The sequence below is a fragment of the uncultured Dietzia sp. genome, from assembly GCF_937873725.1.
Taxonomy (GTDB): Bacteria; Actinomycetota; Actinomycetes; order Mycobacteriales; family Mycobacteriaceae; genus Dietzia.
Genome location: NZ_CALMYY010000131.1, coordinates 1 through 17,905 on the forward strand (window position 1 = coordinate 1; position 17,905 = coordinate 17,905).

Below are 17,905 nucleotides of genomic sequence, written 5' to 3' on the forward strand. Positions count from 1 at the left end.
CCGACTTTGCCGCGCGCCACGCGACCAAGCGCGGCGCGGAGCGCGGCCAAGCCGGGCGCCGCGGCGCGAGCCTGGAAGCGAACCGGGCGGCGCCACGCGGATTCCCGTCCCGCCCCCCCGCGGGGGCGCGTTGCCGCCCCCCCCCCGGGGCGGCCCCCGGGGCGGCGGGGGGAGGGTCCCCCGCCGCGGCCCGCGCCGGATCCGCCGAGGGTGCGGCCCCGGGGCAGCTCGAGCCCCGCGCGGCCGAGCGTGGCGCGGTACCGGGTGACGACCCGGGAGTCCGGCCCCACGTCGAGCAGTCCGGCGCGCGGGGATGCCCGCTCCGCGCCCGCCTCGACCAGCACCACGTCCGCGCCGGCCTCCGCCAGGCGACGCGCCATCACACACCCGGCCGGTCCCGCGCCCACCACCACGACGTCGGCGCGGACGCCGGCCCGGGAGCCCGTCGTCACGCGGTCACCGCCTGAACTCCGGCCGGAGCGCGGCCACCGACCGCGCCGCCCACGCCGAGCGCCACACCCCGACCCCGTAGGCGAGGTCGTCCAGCCGGTGCAGCACCACGTGCCCGAGCGGATCGTCGACCGGCAGCCGGCCCGGGTCGCGGGCGGACCACCAGTGCCACACCCCCTCGGCGAGGGCCGCGGCGGCGACCCGGCGCCGCAGCGCGCGGGCGGGGCGGGACCCGGACGGCGCGGTCGCCACGAGCACCGCCGCCGTCGCGGGCCAGTACGGGCGGAGCAGCGCCTCGGGGAGCTGCCGGATCGAGGCCCCGACCCCCCGCCGGACGAGCTCCGCGGCCGCCCGGCCGTCGCCGGTGAGCGCGCGGGTCCGCGACCACGCCCGCGCCGCCGCGGCGACCGCCACCGCCAGCCCGAGCGGCGTCCCGCTCCACACGCCCGCGGCCACGGCCAGCGACCACGGGGCGGCGACGGCGGGCGCGACGGCGGCGCCGTGCCGGTCGGCGAGCGGGGCCGCGCCGGTGCCGTAGAACGCGCGGCGGGTGAGGAGCGGGACGACCGCGGTGCGGTGCCGGTGCGCGACGCGGGAGGCGGGCTCGTAGCGGATGCGCCCGCCCGCCCGGTCGGTCCGCCAGCACAGGTCCACGTCCTCCGCCACGTGCATGCGCTCGTCGAACGGCCCCTGACCCGCACCGTCCGGGACCGGGGGAAGGCGGTGCGGGCTCACCGCGAGCGCCGCGCTGGGGACGTACGCGACGCGGGTGCGCGGCCGCACCCGCGCGGGCCCGGGGCCCATGTCGAGGGCCGACCGGGCCGTCTCGTATCCGCGCACCCAGAACCGGCCCGGCTCGGCGGCGACGATCCTCGGGGCGACCGCCGCAACCAGCTGGTCGTCGAGGTGCGCGAGGAGCGGGCCGAGCCAGCCGGGCAGCGGGATCACGTCGGCGTCGAGGTAGACCACGACCCGCGCCCCGGCCGCGACCGCCGCGGCCGTGCCGGCGTTGCGCGCGGCCGCCGGGCCGCGCGACGTCTCGTGGCGCAGGATCACGGTCCGCTCGCCGGCGGGTGACGGCGGGACGGCGAGCGGGACGGCTGAGCCGTCGTCGACGACGACGAGCCGGGCGCCTCCGGCGAGATCGGGTGCGAGGGCGTGCACGAGGGCGGCGAGCCCGGCCAGATCGTCCCGGACGGGGATCACCACGGCGACCTCGCCGAGCGCCCGGGCGGGGTGGGCTGGGTCCGGGCGGGTCGCGTCCGGGTGCGCCATCCCGCGGTCGGTGAGCGCCCGGGCGAGCGCCGCGGCGGCGGGGGTGTCGCAGGTGAGGACCTGGCCGCGCAGGAGCCCGGCCACGGACGGGGTGGGGGTGACCAGGGTGACCGGATCGCCCCCGAGCACGCGCACCACGCCGCCGCGGCGGAGCACCCGGGTGCGACGGTCCAGGACGACCCGGGCCGGCGGCGACGGGGCGGCGCTCACCGGAGCATCCCGTCCGCCTCGCCCGGCTGCCAGCGCGTGACCCGGCCGCGGGCGTCGGCCAGGAGCAGCTCCCACAGCCGGCGACCGTCCGCTTCCGTGGCGGTGGTCGGGTCGCCGAGGACCCCCGAGGCGCTCACCGCGGCGACCCCGCCCGCCCGCAGGGCCGGGAGGATCTCCCCCAGCGGCCGCGTGCACCCCCGGGCGGCCCGATCCATCCGGACGAGCCCGGGGTGCAGGTGCAGCATCAGCGAGGTCTCGGCGTGACCCGCGTGGGTGTCGGTGGGGTCCTCCGAGGTGCGGCAGGGCAGCCACGCGGCGTCGCGGCCCTCGTACCGCAGGCGGGACACCGCCCGGCGCAGCGCGTCCACGTTGCCGCCGTGCCCGTTGACCACCAGCAGCCGGTCCGCCCACGTGGACACCGACCGGCCGAGTTCGAGGACCGCCCCGGCGAGCGCGTCGGTGCCCATCGACACGGTCCCGGGGAACGTCTGGTGCTCCCCGCTCGCGCCGAACCCGAGGGCGGGCAGCAGCGTGGCGTGGTCACCGGCCGGGCCGCCCGCGGCGGCGACCGCGCGCGCCGTGGCCGTGGCCAGGAGCGTGTCGGTCTCCACCGGCAGGTGCGGCCCGTGTTGCTCGGTGGCGCCGAGCGGAAGCACGGCCACGGGGGAACCGCCGGGCTCGGTAGGGATGACTAGACCTTGATCGCGCCCATGTCGACGGTGAAGGTCGACGCCGTGATGGTCCGCGAGGCGTCCGAGGCCAGGAACATCACCGAGTCGGAGATGTCGTCGGTCGTCGCCATGCCCATGCCGAGGATGGGCGTGAAGTGCGGCAGGAACTGCGGCATGTTGCTGAACACGTCGTGGGCGGCCGGGTCGTCGGCACCCATCGGCGTGAGGACGCCGTAGGGGTGGATGGTGTTGACGCGGATGCCGTGCTCGCCGAGCTCCTTGGCCGCGGTCTGGGCCAGCCCGACCACCCCGTACTTGGACGCGGAGTACGGGGACTGGACCGGCATGGCCTTGAGCCCGGCGACCGAGCTCACCAGGACGATCGAGCCGCCGTTGCCCGCGGCGAGCATGTGCGGGATGGTGGCCCTGAGCGTCTTCCAGTAGCCGGTGAGGTTGATGTCGATCGTGTCCTGCCACTGCTGCTCGTCGAGCTCCCAGACCTTGCCCCAGTTGCAGATCCCGGCGTTGGCGATCACCACGTCGAGGCGGCCGCCGAAGCGCTCGACGCCCCGGGTGACGAGGTCCTGCTGGAACGCCAGGTCGCGGACGTCGCCGACCTCGGCGAGGATCTCCCCGCCCTCGGCCTCGACCTTCTCGATGGTCTCCGCCAGGTCCTCCGGGGTCGTGGTGGGGTACTTGACGTACTCCGACGGCGAGGCGCACAGGTCCAGGCCGATGATCCTGGCGCCCTCGCGGGCGAAGCGGATCGCGTGCTTGCGACCCTGCCCGCGGGCGACGCCGGTGATGTAGACGACCTTGCCGTCGAAATCTCCCATGGGAGGACTCTTCTCTTTACGGGTGTAGCGATGGATGGTGCGGAGGTGTCGCCGGGGCGATCACTCGCCCAGTCGGCGCATGAAGTCGTCGGGGATCACGTAGTCCTCGCGGCTGAGCTCGGAGATCGACGACTTGCTCAGCCCGATGAGGCTGGAGTCCAGGCCCGAGCGCAGGATGTCGAGGACGTTCTCGACCCCGGCCTGGCCGTTGGCACCCAGGCCCCAGAGGTAGGCGCGGCCGATCATCACGGCGCGGGCACCGAGCGCGAGCGCCTTGGCCACGTCGGAGCCGCGGCGGATGCCGCCGTCCAGAAGCACCTCGACCTGCCCGTCGACGGCGTCGACGATCGGGGCGAGGCACCGGATGGACGCCGGGGTGCCGTCGAGGTTGTTGCCTCCGTGGTTGGAGACCGAGATCGCGGTGACGCCGGCGTCGACCGCGCGCCTGGCGTCGTCGATCCGGGTGATCCCCTTGAGCATCACGGGCCCGTCGAAGTTCTCCACCACCCAGGCGATGTCCTCCCACGTGGCCGGCGGGGTGCCCATCCACTCGCCGTAGGCGCCGAAGAACGTGGGGCCCATCTCGCCCTGGGCCACGAGGTTGGGCGTGGTGAGATCGGGGAACCGCTTGTTGACCACCACGTCCCGGGCCCACTGGGCGGCCCAGCGCGGGCGGACGACGATCTCGGGCGCCAGCGTGAGCATGGCCTTGGCGTCGAGCTTCTCCGGGATGGACGGGCTGCCCCAGTCGCGACCCATGGAGAACGACCAGTCGGTGGTGAGGATGACACCGGCGGCCCCGGCGGCCTTCGCCCGCTCAAGACGCTCGAGGACCCTCTCCTTGCCGCCCAGCCAGTACACCTGGAAGAAGGTCTGTGGGTTGGCCGCGATGACCTCCTCGATGGGCTTGGACGCGAAGGAGCTCAGGCCCATGGCTGTCCCGCGGGCGGCGGCGGCGCGGGCCACGTCGACCTCCCCGTCGGGCGTCACGGCCTGGACGCCGGTCGGCGAGATCATCACCGGCATGCTGATGGGCTGCCCCATCACGGAGGTGGCCATGTCGCGCTCGGCCTTGGCGCCGATCACGTGCGGCTTGGGGCCCAGCTCGGCGAACGCCGCGGTGTTGTCGTCGATCGTCACGCCCTGCTCGCTGCCGGCCACCAGCGCCATGTACACGCTCCGGGGCAGCTTCTTCTTGGCGCGGCGCTGGGCCTCGGCGACCGACTCGAACCAGGGATTGCGGCGCCAGGGGTTGGCCTCGGCGATGGCTGTCAGACGGGACACGGGATGCCTCCTTCTCCTCCCGGAGCCGGTGGGGCGCCGGGGGGTAGGGCTGGGGAGTGGTGCGGGTGGGTGGTGCTGGGTCGTGGTGCCGGGTCGTGGTGCGACCCGGTCGTGCGGGCCGGGCCGGCGGTGGCCCGACCGGTGGAGGGTCAGATCGGCGACTCGTCGCACAGGCTCGTGGGCCGGCGCGGCGGAGTGGTGACGAGCGTGAGCGCGACCGGTCCGGTGGGCTGCTTGCGGGCGGCCAGCCCGTTGACGCGGGAGTGGTCCTGGGACGGCGCGGGGATGTTGCGCTCGGCCTCGAGCAGCCCCTCCCCGTAGCCCTGCACGCACTCGGGGTCCGGACCGTCCATCGGCAGGCCCGTGAAGAACTTGGCGGCCATGCAGCCGCCCCGGCAGCTGTCGTAGAAGCCGCAGGACCCGCAGGCCCCGGCCGACTGGGGCTCGCGGAGCTCGCGGAACAGCTCGGACGTCTGCCAGACGGTCTCGAATCCCCCGTCGGCCACGACGTTGCCGGCGAGGAAGTTGTCGTGGATCGCGAATGGGCAGGCGTAGACGTCGCCGATCGGGTCGATCAGGCACACCACGCGCCCGGCCCCGCACAGGTTGAGGCCGGGCAGCGAGCCCTGGCCGTCCCCGAACGCCGACAGGTGGAAGAAGCTGTCGCCGGTGAGGACGTTCTCCCCGTGGGCGACCAACCAGTCGTACAGGTCCTTCTGCTGTTCGGGCAGCGGGTGGAGGTCGTCCCACACGTCGGCGCCGCGTCCGGACGGGCGCAGGCGCGTGATGCGCAGGGTCGCGTCGTAGCGGTCCGCGAGGGCCTTGAACTGGTCGAGCTGGGTGACGTTCTCCCGGGTGACCACCACGGAGATCTTGGCGTCGGTGAACCCGGCGTTCTTGAGGTTCTCCAGCGCCCGGACCGCCATGTCGAACGAGCCGGGCCCGCGGACCGCGTCGTTGACCTCGGCCGTCGCGCCGTCGAGGGAGATCTGGACGTCCACGTAGTCGCTGGCCGCCAGGCGCTGCGCCACCTTCTCGTCGATGCGCACGCCGTTGGTGGAGAACTTGACGCCCACCTGGTGGCTCGTGGCGTAGTCGACCAGTTCCCAGAAGTCGGAGCGGACGGTGGGCTCGCCGCCACCGATGTTGACGTAGAAGACCTGCATCTTCTGCAGCTCGTCGATGATCGCCTTGCACTGCTCGGTGCTGAGTTCGCGCGGGTCGCGCTTGCCCGACGAGCTCAGGCAGTGCACGCAGGCGAGGTTGCAGGCGTAGGTGAGTTCCCAGGTCAGGCAGATCGGGGCATCGAGGCCGCGCTCGAACTGGTCGACCAGACGGCCGACGGGGGCGGGTGCGGCGGCCGACGGGGTGACGGGGCGGTCGAGCGTGCTGGTCATGCGGACTCCTCGATCATGCGCGAGGCGGCGAGCTGGCCGAGCGCGTGCAGGTACAGGCGGGCCGTGGCCGGGTCGTCGATCGGCACCCCGGCGGCGGCGCACGCCGCGCGCGCGGTGGGGTGCTCGGCGAGCGTGCGGACCACCTCGACGATGGTCGGCGACTTGAGAAAGCTGAGCTTGCGGGTGTGGAAGTGGTAGAGCAGGGCACCGAAGGGCTCGGGCCGCAGCGCCACCCCGGGGTGCAGACGCCAGCCGGCGTCGAGGTCGAAGACCGCGGGAGCGGCTCCCTGCTCGGCGCCGGCCGGCGCTGCTGCGGAACTCACTTCAGTAGACCCCGCACATGCCGTCGATCGAGACCTCTTCGATGAGGGCCTCCTCCAGCACGACCTCGGTGTTCTGCGTGTTCTCCATCGCGTGTCCTCTCGTCGGCGCACATGGGTGCCTCACCGCTCAGGTGAGACCTGCATCATATTGGCACCGGATGCCAATTGCAATGATTTTCGCTCCCGGATCGCGGCAATGTGGCACTACGTGCCGCGGCCGCCGGGATTTCCTTTACCCTCGAACACCATGAGTGAGGCAGGGTCGGACGGCGCGGGGGTCCCCGGCCGTCGGCCGTCCACCACGCGGGCCTCGATCGTCGACGTGGCCCTGGACCTGTTCACCCGGCGCGGGTACGACCACACCCACATCGACCAGATCGCCGAGGCCGCGCACATCTCCCGGCGCACCCTCTTCCGCTATTTCCCGGGCAAGGCCGCGATCGCCTGGGGCGAGTTCGACATCCAGATCGAGAGCATGCGGCGCCAGCTCGCGGAGATCCCCGCCACCACCCCGCTCCGGGACGCCCTCGCGGACGCGCTGGTGGCCTTCAACTCGTTCCCGGACTCGGAGACCGAGGTCCACCGGCGCCGGATGAGCCTGCTGCTCAGCGTGGACGAGCTCCGCGCCCACTCCACGCTCATGTACTCCGACTGGTGCGCGGCCATCGCGGAGTTCGTCGCCGACCGGCTCGGCGCGCCCGCGGACGAGCTCGAACCCGCGGCGATGGCGCACGCCGCGCTCGGGATCGCGCTCGCGTCCTACCGCCTGTGGGTGGCCGAGCCGGACGCCGATCAGGATCGCCTCCATGAGCTGCTGCGCCGCGGGACGCGCATCCTCGCCTGATCCGACGCCCTCCCGCCGGGCGCGCGGCCGCGGGCACCTTACCCGCGGGTAACCTCGTCGTCGTGACCACGCCCTCCCCCGCCGCCGACACGTCCACCTACCGGCTCTGGAAGGCCGCCACCCGGCTCCCGCTGGGCTCGCGTCTGTTCAGCGCCGCAGTGAGCCTCAAGGCGCCGTACTTCCGCACCGCCCTCCCGCACGTCGTGGAACTGCGGCCCGGGCGGTGCGTGGTGCGCGGCCCCGGCTGGTGGGGAAATCGCAATCACATCGGCACGTTCCACGTGATAGCCGCCTGCAACCTCGCCGAGATGGCGATGGGCATGCTCGCGGAGGCCTCCGTCCCGCCCACCCACCGCTGGATCCCCGTGGGGATGTCCGTGCGGTACCCGGCCAGGTCGACAGGCGGGATGACGGTGACGGCCCAGTGGGACGAGCTGCCCGACTTCGCCGCGATCACCTCCGGGCAGGACGTGGAGGTGCCCCTGACGTTCGTCGACGACGCCGGGGTGGAGCCGGTCGTGGGGACCATCACCATCCGGGTCTCGCCCGCGAAGAGGGCCTGAGCGCCGGCGGCTGGATCACGACTTTCCGTTGCGGAAAGTCCCGCGACCCCTTACCCTTTCCGGCATGGAAAGCTTCAGCGGCCAGGCGTCCGACTACGACCCCCGGGACGCGCTCGCCGACGTCGCGGCCTCACGCGAGTCCGTCGCGGACCGATTGATCACCCCGTGGTGGTACCACCCGATCCTCGGCGCGATCATGGCCGCGATCGTGGCCGCCAACGCGCTGGCCCTGCCGAACGGGGCCGTGATCGTGGTGACGCTGCTGGGCGCCACCGGCCTGGGGGCGCTCGTCGGCGCCTACCGCCGGGCCACCGGCCTGTGGGTCGACCTGCGCTCCGCGGGACCCGCCTCGCGGCGGTGGTGGATCCTCTACGCGGTGGTCCTGGGCGCGACGATGGGGGCGGCCCTCCTCGCGACGGTCGCGGACGTGTCCTACCCGGCGTGGTTCGCGGTGACGCTGGCGGCGGTCACCCTCGTCGCCACCGTCGTGCTGGGGCGGCGGGTCGACGCGGCGCTGCGCGACGAGATCCGCTCCGGCACCGCCCCGCTCCCCGGACCGGCGCGGTGAGCGGGCGCCGACCGACCCCGCGCTTCGACGAGGTCATCCACGCCCCGCACCGGCTCCGGATCTGCGCCCTGCTCGCCCCCGTCGACTCCATGGAGTTCGGCGCGGTCCGCGACGAGCTGGGAGTGGCCGACTCGGTCCTGTCCAAGCAGTTCAAGGTGCTCGTGGATGCCGGCTTCGCAGGAACGTCCAAGGCACCCGGACACACCGGTCGGGCCCGGACCTGGCTGTCCCTCACCGGCGAGGGGCGGCGCGCCTTTGCCGCGCACCTCGAGGCCCTGCGCGAGCTCGCGGCGGCGGCGGAGGGCGCGGCCGGGGACGGTGCCGCGTCGGCGCGGCCCTAGTCGCGGGTGCGGGCGTCGAACGCCTTGACCGCGATCGGGGCGATGATCACGGTGAGCCCCACGATCCACAGCAGCGACGCCGCCACCGGGTGCTGCAGCGGCAGCGCGGCGTCGGGGCCGACGGCGGGGGCGTTGCCCCAGAGCTGGCGCATGGCCTGCACCACCGAGGAGAGCGGATTCCACTCGGCGATCGTCCGCAGCCACGTGGGCATCGACTCCGGCGGGGCGAAGGTGTTGGCGACGAACGTGATGGGGAACGTCGTGGTGAACATGACGCCGTTGACCGCCTCGATGGTCTTCAGCCGCGACCCCACGACGATGCCGATCCAGATCATGACGAAGCCGAAGCCCAGCAGGATGAGGTACCCGAGCAGGGCGTCGACGATCCCGCTGCGGATCCGCCACCCCACCATCAGTCCCGTGAGCGACATGACCACCACACCGATCGACGAGTGGATGAGGCTGGAGGCGCTGCGGGCGACGAGGATCGACGCGCGCTGGATGGGCAGCGTCCGGAAGCGGTCGATGATCCCCTTGTTGAGGTCGTTGCACAGCCCGGAGGCCACGACGAACGAGGAGAACGCCATGGTCTGCGCCATGATCCCCGGCAGCAGCCACTCGCGGTAGTTCCCGCCGGCGACCGCGATGGCGCCGCCGAAGACAAAGGCGAAGAGCAGGACGAACATCACCGGCTGGATGGTGACGTCGGCGAGGTTCTCCGGCTGGCGCCGGATGTGGAGGAGGTTGCGGCGGACCAGCGCGGAGATCTGACGGGCGAGCGACGGCCCGTCGGGCCGGACGGGGACGGTGAAGTGCCCGCTGGTGGTGGCCGCGGGGGCGGGATCGGCGGCGGTGCTCATGACCGGTGCTCCTCGTGGGTCGGGAGGTTCTGCGAGTCCTCGGCCTTGCGGCCGGTGAGGGAGAGGAAGACGTCGTCCAGGCTGGGCCGCTGGAGGCCGATGTCGTCCAGCTCGATCCCGGCCTCGGTGAAGGCGGCGGCGATCTCGCCCAGGGCCGACACCCCCTCCGAGGGCGCGGTGAGGCGTCGGGAGTCCCGGTCCACGTGCAGCTCGGCGATCCGGCCGGACAGGACGCGCGCGGCCTCGTCGACGTCCTCGGGACGGGAGACGGTGATGACCAGGCTCGCCGCCCCGGAACGGTCCTTGAGCTGCAGCGGGGTGCCCTCGGCGATCACGCGGCCGTGATCGATCACGATCACGCGGTCGGCCAGCTGGTCGGCCTCGTCGAGGTACTGGGTGGTGAGCAGCAGCGTCGTCCCGTCGCGGACCAGGTCGCGCAGCACCTCCCACAGCTCGTTGCGCGAGCGCGGGTCCAGCCCGGTCGTGGGCTCGTCGAGGAACAGCACCGGGGGCGCCGCGACGAGACTGGCGGCCAGGTCGAGCCGACGCCGCATGCCGCCGGAGTAGCTCTTGGCCACCTTGGTGGCCGCGTCGGCGAGCGAGAACCTCTCCAGCAACTCGTCGGCCCGCGACCGCACCCTCTTCTTGGGCAACCCGTAGAGGTCCCCGATCAGGCGGAGGTTCTCCCGGCCCGTGAGGAGCTCGTCCACCGTCGCGGACTGGGCCGTCATGCCCATGGCCTTGCGCACCTCGGCTGGTTCCCGCGCCACGTCGTGCCCCGCGACCCTGGCGGTGCCGGAGGTCGGCGGGCTCAGCGTGGTCATCATCCGGATGGTGGTGGTCTTGCCCGACCCGTTGGGGCCGAGCAGCCCCAGCACCGAGCCGGCGGGCACGGAGAAGGAGATGTCGTCGACGGCGGTGAAGTCGCCGAACGTCTTGACGAGGTGCTCGGCCTCGATGGCCGGGGCGTGCGACGAGGTGCGGGTACTCACCCGAGAAGCGTGCCGCTCCGACTCCCGTCAGTCAACTCCCCAGCCGCGACCCTCGTCTCGGCTCCCGCGGGGCGTGGACGGTGGACACTCCCACAAGTGAAACCGGTTCCCGTGTGGGCCGATCGCGGTGTCCCACGTATCGTGGAGAGGTTGCCGCGCGAGTTTCGCCGTCTCACGAACAAAGGATGACCGGTACCCATGAGCCCCATGTCGACCATCCCGCCGACGATCGCCCGTTCGTGGCTGCTCCTGCCCGCCGACAAGTCCGACCGCTTCGACGCCGCCGTGAACTCGGAGATGGACGTGGTGGTGCTGGACGTGGAGGACGGCTGCCGCCAGTCGGAGAAGGAGCGCGCGCGCCGCGAGGTCCGGCAGTGGCTCGAGGCCGGCAACCACGCGTGGATCCGGATCAACGACGTCCGCTCCCCCGAGTGGGAGAAGGACCTCATGGCGCTCGGGCACTGCCCCGGCCTGGACGGCGTGATGCTGGCCAAGACCGAGAACCCCGAGCACGTCTCGCTCACCGCCGCGCGGCTGGCCGCGAACACCCCGATCGTCGCGCTGGTCGAGTCCGCCGACGGGCTGGCCGCCGCCACGGAGATCGCCAAGACCGACCAGGTGGTGCGCCTGGCCTTCGGGATCGGCGACTACCGCCGCGACACCGGCATCGGCTCCTCGCAGATCGCCATGGCCTACACCCGCTCCCAGTTCGTGGTGTCCAGCCGGGTCGCGCGCGTGGCCCCGCCGATCGACGGGCCCACCATCTCCAACGACACCCAGGTGCTCATGGACGCCGCCGAGCACGCGGTGGAGATGGGCATGACCGGCAAGCTCTGCCTGCGGGTGGACCAGGCCCCGTACATCAACGAGGTCCTCTCCCCCTCCGCCGCCGACGTCTCGTGGGCCGAGTCCGTGATCGACGAGCTGGGCCCCGGGGGCGAACGCGCCCGCGACGGCGCCGACCTGCCGCGGCTGGCGCGGGCGCAGAAGATCGCGCGGCTGGCCAAGGCCTACGCCGTGGTGCGCTGACGCCCCTCGCCGTCTCCACCGGTGGGGCCGGAGGTCAGCGGGGCGTGCGAAGGTGACGTGTGGACCAGCAGGCATTACCGGTCTGGACCCCCTCCACGAACCGCGTGCAATCCGGACTTCGCGACCTCATCGCCCACCAGGGCCCCGCGGTCACCTGCGGGGTCTACCGGCGACGGTCCGCGGGCGCCGAGTATTCGGGCGGGGGACCTGGCGCCGAGGCCGTACAGCGGCAGAGGCGCCGTCATCGTGGTGCTCCGAGACCCCTGGGTCCTCTGCGTCCAGCGTCACCGTTGCTCCCGCCAGGTACCGCACCATCGCGTTGACCATGGCTGCGACCGGGACGGCGAACAGCGCGCCCCCGATGCCCAGAAGATAGGTGCCGGAGGTGACGACCACGATCACCGCGAGCGGGTGCAGCGCCACCGCATGCCCCATGAGAAACGGTTGCAGCACGTGGGACTCGATCTGATGGACCACCACCACCACCACGATCATCGCCAACGCGACCCACGGCCCCTTGTCGACAAGCGCGATGAGCGCTGGAACCAGGCCGGAGAGCAACGCACCGATGATGGGGATGAACGAGCCGAGAAACACGATCACAACGATCGGCACGAGAAACGGCACGCCCAGAACCGCGGCACCGATGCCGATGCCGGTGGCGTTGATGGCGGCCACCACGAGCTGCATCCGGGTGTAGGCCCCCAGGCTCGACCAGCCCTCCCGGAATGCCCGGTCGATGTCATGCCGCCCGGCTGCGGGCAGCCACCGGACGAAGAACGCCCACAGCATTTCACCGTGGTAGAGGAAGAAGAACAGGGCGATGAGGCAGATGAGCGTCCCGGCCACTGCGTCGAGGGCGGTCTGCCCGGCCGCCAGCGCGCCGGTCGTCAACTCGGTGGAGTGCGTGCTGACCACCGAACGCGCCTGATCGAGCCCGGCCTGAAGACGATCGGCCGTGAGGTGAAGCGGACCAGTGGACAACCACGCGAGTACCGAATCGGCGCCGGCGTGCAGTCGATCCCGCATCTCCGGCAGACCACTGGCCACCTGGGTGGTGACCAGACTCAGGCCCCCGACCACGACGGCGATCACCAGCAGGATGACGCCCAATGCCGCCAGCGAGCGTGGGAGAACCACCGCGATCTTGTCGACGAGCGGCCGCAGCATCGCCGCCAGGAGCACGGCAACCGCCAACGGCGCGACGACCACGGCCAGACTCCCCACCGCCTGGACGACGAGCCAACCCCCCCGCGGCGATGAGCAGCAGGCACGCCGACCATGCCGCGGTGAGAAGCACCCCGTAGGGCAGGTGCGCCCGATCAATGCGACCTGCCCGCGAATGATTTCGCATCGCCCCATTCTATTCCGCCTCGCACCAGGACGCGGCCGGCGGCAGCGGGCGACCGGGAGCCTGTGCCCGAATCGGGGCACGTCGGTACGGCCGCCCACCCGGCTGCCATACATTCGACGCTCCATCGGCTCTCCGGCAACGACGCGCTGCGTGGTCGACCCTGAGCACTTCACCGACCGACGTGGCGGCACTTCCAGCTCGGGTGTCGCGGTTCGCCTGCGATGCCGACGCGATTTTGACAGCGTTCTGGGGGTCGGCGATGCGTGCCCACGCGCTGCCGATGACAGTGACGGTGGACCCTGCTCACGGGAGGTGCCAGGCCGATGCCCCGCGCGCAAAGCGACTCCCGCGAGGCCCGCGGCCCCACCTTTGCTCAGCTCCCAGGCGTCGTTCCGGCCCACCGCCCGGCATCCTCCTCTCAGGAGGCCGCCGCTCGGGTCCTGATCGGCCTGTACGTCGTGGCGTCGTTGCTCGCCTTGTGGGCCTGGGCGGTCAAACCCCGGACCCTGACCCGGTGGACCGCAATCGTGTTCACCAATCTGAATGTCCCGTTCACCCTGTCGTTCGTCTCGGTGGCGGTGCTTGGCCTCGTGGCCGGCGCGCTCGTTCGGCGCAAACGCCTGGCGCTGTGGGCGGTGTTCGGGTTCCAGTTGTCGGGCACGCTGGTTTCACTGGCCTCCGTTGCCGCCCACTGGGCGCCTGCCGGGTCACTGCCTGCCTCGCTGGCCAGCGCTCTGTGGTCTCCACGTGAGCCGTCGAACGTGCTCCTGGAAATCGGTGGTCTACTCGTCTCGTTGTTCCTCGCGGCGGCGGTCTGGTGGCTGCGCCCGTCCTTCCCCGCGCGGACGGCGCCGGCGGCCTGGTGGCGCTCATCCCTGGCCGTGGTGGCCGGTTACGCGCTCACCCTCGCCACGGTCTCTTTTCTCATCCGCGGGAACCGGTCCGTGGTGGACGCCCAGCACCCGACCTGGCGGGTCGTCGATGCGGCGATGCGAGAGGCTCTGGGCTTCAACTTGACCCGCGATCAGCAGATCCTCGCCGCCCTGGGCCGCATTCCACTCATCGCCGAGTCGCTGCTCAGCGTCACCCTCGTTCTCTCCATCTGGATCTTCCTGCGGTCGGTGCGACCAGTCGGCGCCTGGGACGGTCAGACCGAGGTTCGGGTACGCAGCCTGCTGGCCGCTCATGGTGGGGACGACTCGCTCGGCTACTTCGCCACCCGCCGCGACAAATCCTTCGTCTTCTCCGGTGACGGGCGGGCGGTCATCGCGTTTCGAGTGGTCGGCTCCGTGTGTCTGGCATCGGGGGACCCGGTCGGCGACTACAGGTCATGGCACGCCGCGGTGGCGGAATGGCTACGCATGTGTCGCGCTTACGGCTGGGTCCCGGCCGGGACGAGTCTGTCCGAGCGCGGCGCGCGCGCCCTTGGCGAGGTGGGCCTGGGCGCACTCATCCTGGGGGACGAGGCCATTGTCGACCCCGATCGGTTCACCCTCGACGACACCTCGATGACACCGGTGCGGCGCGCGGTCAACCATGCCCGCAAAAAGGGCCTCACGCTTCGCGTCAGATACCACGACGACCTGGGCGACGACGAGATGTCCCAGATCCGACGGCTTGCGGACACATGGCGGGTCGGGGGCGCGGAACGGGGCTTCTCCATGGCCCTGGGCCGCCTCGGAGATCCCGCCGATGGCAAGTGCGTATTGGTGAGCGCCCATGACGCGGACGGCGGACCCGTCGCTCTGCTGTCGTTCGTACCGTGGGGCCGCACCGGCCTGTCCCTCGATCTCATGCGGCGCCGCCCTGACGCGCCCACGGGCGTGAACGAGTTCATGATCTCAGGACTGATGACCGCTGCCGGGGACCTCGGAATCTCCCGGGTCTCGCTCAACTTCGCTGTCCTGCGCAGCACGTTCGCCGTCGCCGAGGAGTTCGGCTCGAGCCCGATCGCGCGCGCCAGGAGCTCGACCCTTCACCTACTCGACAGGTTCACCCAGATCGAGAGCCTTTACCGGAACAATGACAAGTACCAACCCACCTGGGTGCCCCGCTACGCGTGCATCGAGGCACCGATCGACTTCCCACGCGTCGCATTCGCGATCGGTCGGGCCGAGGGGTTCATCCCGCCCCTGAGTCGACCAGGCGAGAGTTCTCATCACTTGACGGCCGGCGAACTCGACGACATCCGTGCCCTGCGCTCCCCCGTCATCGACCTGGGCGGGCTGACACCGCTCCGCGGCGATCAGACCCGGCAGCGCCTGCGCCATCTCGACGAACTGCGGGCCGCCGGCCACGACCCCTACCCCGTCGGCATCACCGGCGCCACCCGCCTGGCGCGGATCGACCCGCACCTCATCGGCGGCCTCCCCGGGGCCGGGCGGCCAGCGCGCATCACCGCCCGTGTCCGCGGCGTGCGCCGACACGGCGGGGTGGTCTTCATCGATCTCATCGACGAGTTCAGCAGCGTCCAGGCGATCGCTGAACGCGGCCGGCTCGCAGCAGGCGAGCTGCGCCTGCTCGGCCGCTGCCTCGACGTGGGCGACATGATCATCCTCGACGGCCGGTGGGGGGCATCTCGCAGCGGCACGCGTTCTCTGCTCGTCTCGGAATGGGCGATCATCGCCAAGGCCCTGCACCCGATCCCCTACCCTCGCCGCGGGGCCACGGAGTCCTCCATCGATGTGGGATCGAGGCTGCGACACCGGTCCGACGACCTCCTGGTGCACCCGGGTCGGCTCACGCTGATCCGTTCCCGCGCAGACGCGCTCACCGCCCTGAGGGCGACGCTCGCGGCCGAGGGTTACCGCGAGGTCGAGACCCCGATCCTGAGCGCCGTCCACGGCGGCGCCAACGCCCGCCCCTTCCACACCTGGTCGAACAACTACAGAACCGGGCTCGTCCTGCGAATCGCCCCGGAGTTGCAGCTCAAGCGCCTCCTCGTGGCCGGGATGGGACCCCTCTACGAGATGGGGCGCAGTTTCCGCAACGAGGGTGCCGACGCCACCCACAATCCCGAGTTCACCTCTCTCGAGGTGTACCTCCCTCTGGGCGACTACACCGACATGCGCCACCTGGCCGAGCGGTTGGTGAAGAACGCGGCCCGCGCCGTCCACGGCCACGAGGCGCTCCCCCTGGTGATGAGGCACGAGCTCGCCCGCCACGACGGCGCCCCGGCCGCCCGGCCGCCCGGGCTCGTGGACATCTCAGGGCCGTGGCCGGTCGTGACTGTGTGCGAGGCGGTCTCATCCACGGTGGGACGCGCGGTCGACCAGCACACCGGGATAGAGACACTGCTGTCCCTCGCCCGCGAGCACGACGTCGCCGTCGCCGATCACATGGGCCCCGGCGCGGTACTGGAAGAGCTCTACGGCGAGCTCGTCGAACCAACCACCCGCTACCCCACCTTCTACACCGACTTCCCGGCCGAGACCTCGCCGCTGGCGGCGCCGCACCGGACGGAACCGGGGCTGAGCGAACGTTGGGACCTGGTGATCGCGGGAATGGAGCTGGGAACCGCGTATTCCGAACTCACCGACCCGATCGAACAGCGACGCCGCCTCGCCGAACAGTCCTACAGGGCCGCTCATGGCGACCTGGAGGCGATGGAAGTCGATGAGGACTTCCTCCACGCCCTCGAGATCGGAATGCCTCCCGCAGGCGGGCTCGGGATCGGCATCGATCGACTGCTCATGGCGATCACCGGATCGATGATCCGGGACGTCCTGGCCTTCCCCTTCGCCCGAAGCACGCCATGACCAGCCCGGGACATGCCGAGCGGCGAGATGACTCTCGCGCCGACCGTCCTGGACACGCTGGACGATCGGTCGGCGACCATGAACGGTCACGCGGGCGTCGGCGTGGGACACGAGAACCCCCGTGGTGGACGTGGGCCGGTGACACGCCACGTCCCACCCGGCGGGGCCGGAGGTCAGCGGGGTGAGGCTCCGGTGACCAGTGGCAGGGCGGGGTCGCCGGCCCACGCGCTCATCGGGCCGTCGTACACCGCCACGTCGTCCCGCCCGGCCAGGGCGAGGGCGTGCGCCAGCCCGGTCGCCGCGATCCCGCCGCCGCAGTAGGTCACGACGCGCGTGTCGGAGTCGAGCAGGCCGGCCGCCTCGAACTCCGGGCGCAGCTCCTCGATCGGCCGCAGCGTGCCCGTCTCGGCCTCGCGCAGCGTGAACACCGACACGTTGATGCTGCCGGGGATGTGTCCGCGCCGGGCGTAGGTGTCCACCTCGCCGCGGTAGGTGGCCTCGTCCAGGACGTTGACCAGCACGGTCTTCTCGTCGTCGAGTCCGGCGGCGACCTCCTCGGTGGAGCGGATCAGCTCCGGGCGTCGGGTGCCGGTGAAGGTGCGGGGGGTGGGCTCGGGCACGACGTCGGTCACCTCGTAGCCGGCCGCCTTCCACGCGGGGAGCCCGCCGTCGAGGACCGTGACCCGGTCGAATCCCTCGTAGCGGAGGTGCCACCACAGGCGGGTGGCCCAGTAGCGGTCGCCCTGGTCGTAGACCACCACGCGCACGTCGTCCCCGATCCCCAGGGCGCCGGCGGCGGCGGCAAAGCGCTCGTGGTCCGGTGCGGTCCAGTCGTACGCGCCGGCCGGGTCGGCGAAGTCCACCAGGAGCTCGGCGAACACCGCGCCGGGGATGTGCTCGGCGCGGTAGGTGGCCTCCCCCGATTCCGGGACGTAGGGGCCGTCGGTGGGGACGGGCAGGATGGTGGTGGCGTCGACGACGACGAGGTCCCGGTCGTCCAGGTGGCGGTGCAGCCACTCGGCGCTGACCTGAAGTGGCAGAGGGGATCCCATGATGGTCCTTTCCTTGTGCGGGGGCGACACCACGTGCTGAGGTGACACCGCCGAGCGTAGGGACGCGCCGCGGTTGTGGCACGGGATGCCATCGCCGG

Annotated in this window: 18 protein-coding genes; 6 read left to right on the forward strand and 12 right to left on the reverse strand. The window is 72.1% G+C overall.

Translation table 11 applies throughout. The features are described from left to right. The 8 genes from Q0444_RS14525 to mftA form a co-directional block, all read right to left on the reverse strand. The coding region (locus tag Q0444_RS14525; RefSeq protein ID WP_299023647.1) for an FAD-dependent oxidoreductase at window positions 1-452 on the reverse strand (452 nt) is incomplete at its 3' end. 4 nt (window positions 453-456) lie between these two features. Beyond that, window positions 457-1,935, reverse strand: coding sequence for a mycofactocin biosynthesis glycosyltransferase MftF (gene mftF / locus Q0444_RS14530; RefSeq protein WP_291083727.1), 1,479 nt, complete (start codon window positions 1,933-1,935; stop codon window positions 457-459). Continuing rightward, complete coding sequence (gene mftE, locus Q0444_RS14535; protein ID WP_291083730.1) at window positions 1,932-2,597, reverse strand: mycofactocin biosynthesis peptidyl-dipeptidase MftE; 666 nt, start codon at window positions 2,595-2,597, stop codon at window positions 1,932-1,934. Before mftE ends, mftF begins: the two co-directional genes overlap by 4 nt. A gap of 29 nt (window positions 2,598-2,626) precedes the next feature. Then, a complete protein-coding gene (locus Q0444_RS14540) occupies window positions 2,627-3,442 on the reverse strand; it encodes a mycofactocin-coupled SDR family oxidoreductase (protein WP_291083733.1) in 816 nt (271 codons plus the stop codon). 60 nt (window positions 3,443-3,502) lie between these two features. Further along, a complete protein-coding gene (gene mftD, locus Q0444_RS14545; RefSeq protein ID WP_299023654.1) occupies window positions 3,503-4,726 on the reverse strand; it encodes a pre-mycofactocin synthase MftD in 1,224 nt (407 codons plus the stop codon). 149 nt (window positions 4,727-4,875) lie between these two features. Continuing rightward, entirely contained in the window at window positions 4,876-6,123 is a 1,248-nt protein-coding gene (mftC, locus tag Q0444_RS14550; RefSeq protein ID WP_291083741.1) for a mycofactocin radical SAM maturase, read from the reverse strand. Next, the gene (gene mftB / locus Q0444_RS14555; protein WP_291083744.1) at window positions 6,120-6,446 is read right to left on the reverse strand and encodes a mycofactocin biosynthesis chaperone MftB; all 327 of its coding nucleotides are present in this window, start codon (window positions 6,444-6,446) and stop codon (window positions 6,120-6,122) included. Before mftB ends, mftC begins: the two co-directional genes overlap by 4 nt. Before the next feature lies 1 nt (window position 6,447). Next, window positions 6,448-6,534: a mycofactocin precursor MftA gene (mftA, locus tag Q0444_RS14560; protein WP_067716580.1), complete on the reverse strand. Its 87-nt coding sequence runs from the start codon at window positions 6,532-6,534 to the stop codon at window positions 6,448-6,450. 159 nt (window positions 6,535-6,693) lie between these two features. On the opposite strand from mftA, the gene mftR reads away from it, so the two are divergent. The 4 genes from mftR (at window position 6,694) to Q0444_RS14580 (ending at window position 8,762) form a co-directional block, all read left to right on the forward strand. After that, entirely contained in the window at window positions 6,694-7,290 is a 597-nt protein-coding gene (gene mftR, locus Q0444_RS14565) for a mycofactocin system transcriptional regulator (protein ID WP_291083747.1), read from the forward strand. A 62-nt stretch (window positions 7,291-7,352) separates the two neighbouring features. Then, a complete protein-coding gene (locus Q0444_RS14570) occupies window positions 7,353-7,853 on the forward strand; it encodes a hotdog fold domain-containing protein (RefSeq protein WP_299023658.1) in 501 nt (166 codons plus the stop codon). A 64-nt stretch (window positions 7,854-7,917) separates the two neighbouring features. Next, window positions 7,918-8,421, forward strand: a complete 504-nt coding sequence (locus Q0444_RS14575) for a hypothetical protein (protein ID WP_291083753.1) — start codon at window positions 7,918-7,920, stop codon at window positions 8,419-8,421. Then, window positions 8,418-8,762: a transcriptional regulator gene (locus tag Q0444_RS14580; protein ID WP_291083755.1), complete on the forward strand. Its 345-nt coding sequence runs from the start codon at window positions 8,418-8,420 to the stop codon at window positions 8,760-8,762. Before Q0444_RS14575 ends, Q0444_RS14580 begins: the two co-directional genes overlap by 4 nt. Here Q0444_RS14580 and Q0444_RS14585 read toward each other — a convergent pair. After that, on the reverse strand, window positions 8,759-9,622 hold the full coding sequence (locus Q0444_RS14585) for an ABC transporter permease (protein ID WP_291083758.1): 864 nt from the start codon (window positions 9,620-9,622) through the stop codon (window positions 8,759-8,761). The genes Q0444_RS14580 and Q0444_RS14585 overlap by 4 nt on opposite strands. After that, entirely contained in the window at window positions 9,619-10,614 is a 996-nt protein-coding gene (locus Q0444_RS14590; RefSeq protein WP_299023662.1) for an ATP-binding cassette domain-containing protein, read from the reverse strand. The genes Q0444_RS14585 and Q0444_RS14590 overlap by 4 nt, the downstream gene beginning before the upstream one ends. Window positions 10,615-10,821: 207 nt before the next feature. Here Q0444_RS14590 and Q0444_RS14595 point away from each other — a divergent pair, with 207 nt between their 5' ends. Next, complete coding sequence (locus Q0444_RS14595; RefSeq protein ID WP_291083821.1) at window positions 10,822-11,643, forward strand: CoA ester lyase; 822 nt, start codon at window positions 10,822-10,824, stop codon at window positions 11,641-11,643. Window positions 11,644-11,793: 150 nt separating this feature from the next. On the opposite strand, the gene Q0444_RS14600 is transcribed toward Q0444_RS14595, so the two are convergent. Beyond that, window positions 11,794-12,855 (reverse strand): AI-2E family transporter, encoded by a 1,062-nt coding sequence (locus tag Q0444_RS14600; RefSeq protein WP_299023664.1) that lies wholly within the window; start codon window positions 12,853-12,855, stop codon window positions 11,794-11,796. A gap of 465 nt (window positions 12,856-13,320) precedes the next feature. On the opposite strand from Q0444_RS14600, the gene lysX reads away from it, so the two are divergent. After that, on the forward strand, window positions 13,321-16,755 hold the full coding sequence (gene lysX / locus Q0444_RS14605) for a bifunctional lysylphosphatidylglycerol synthetase/lysine--tRNA ligase LysX (RefSeq protein ID WP_299023666.1): 3,435 nt from the start codon (window positions 13,321-13,323) through the stop codon (window positions 16,753-16,755). A gap of 173 nt (window positions 16,756-16,928) precedes the next feature. Here the strand turns inward: lysX and Q0444_RS14610 are convergent, their stop codons facing one another. After that, window positions 16,929-17,807: a sulfurtransferase gene (locus Q0444_RS14610; protein WP_299023668.1), complete on the reverse strand. Its 879-nt coding sequence runs from the start codon at window positions 17,805-17,807 to the stop codon at window positions 16,929-16,931. Between the last annotated feature and the right edge of the window lie 98 nt (window positions 17,808-17,905).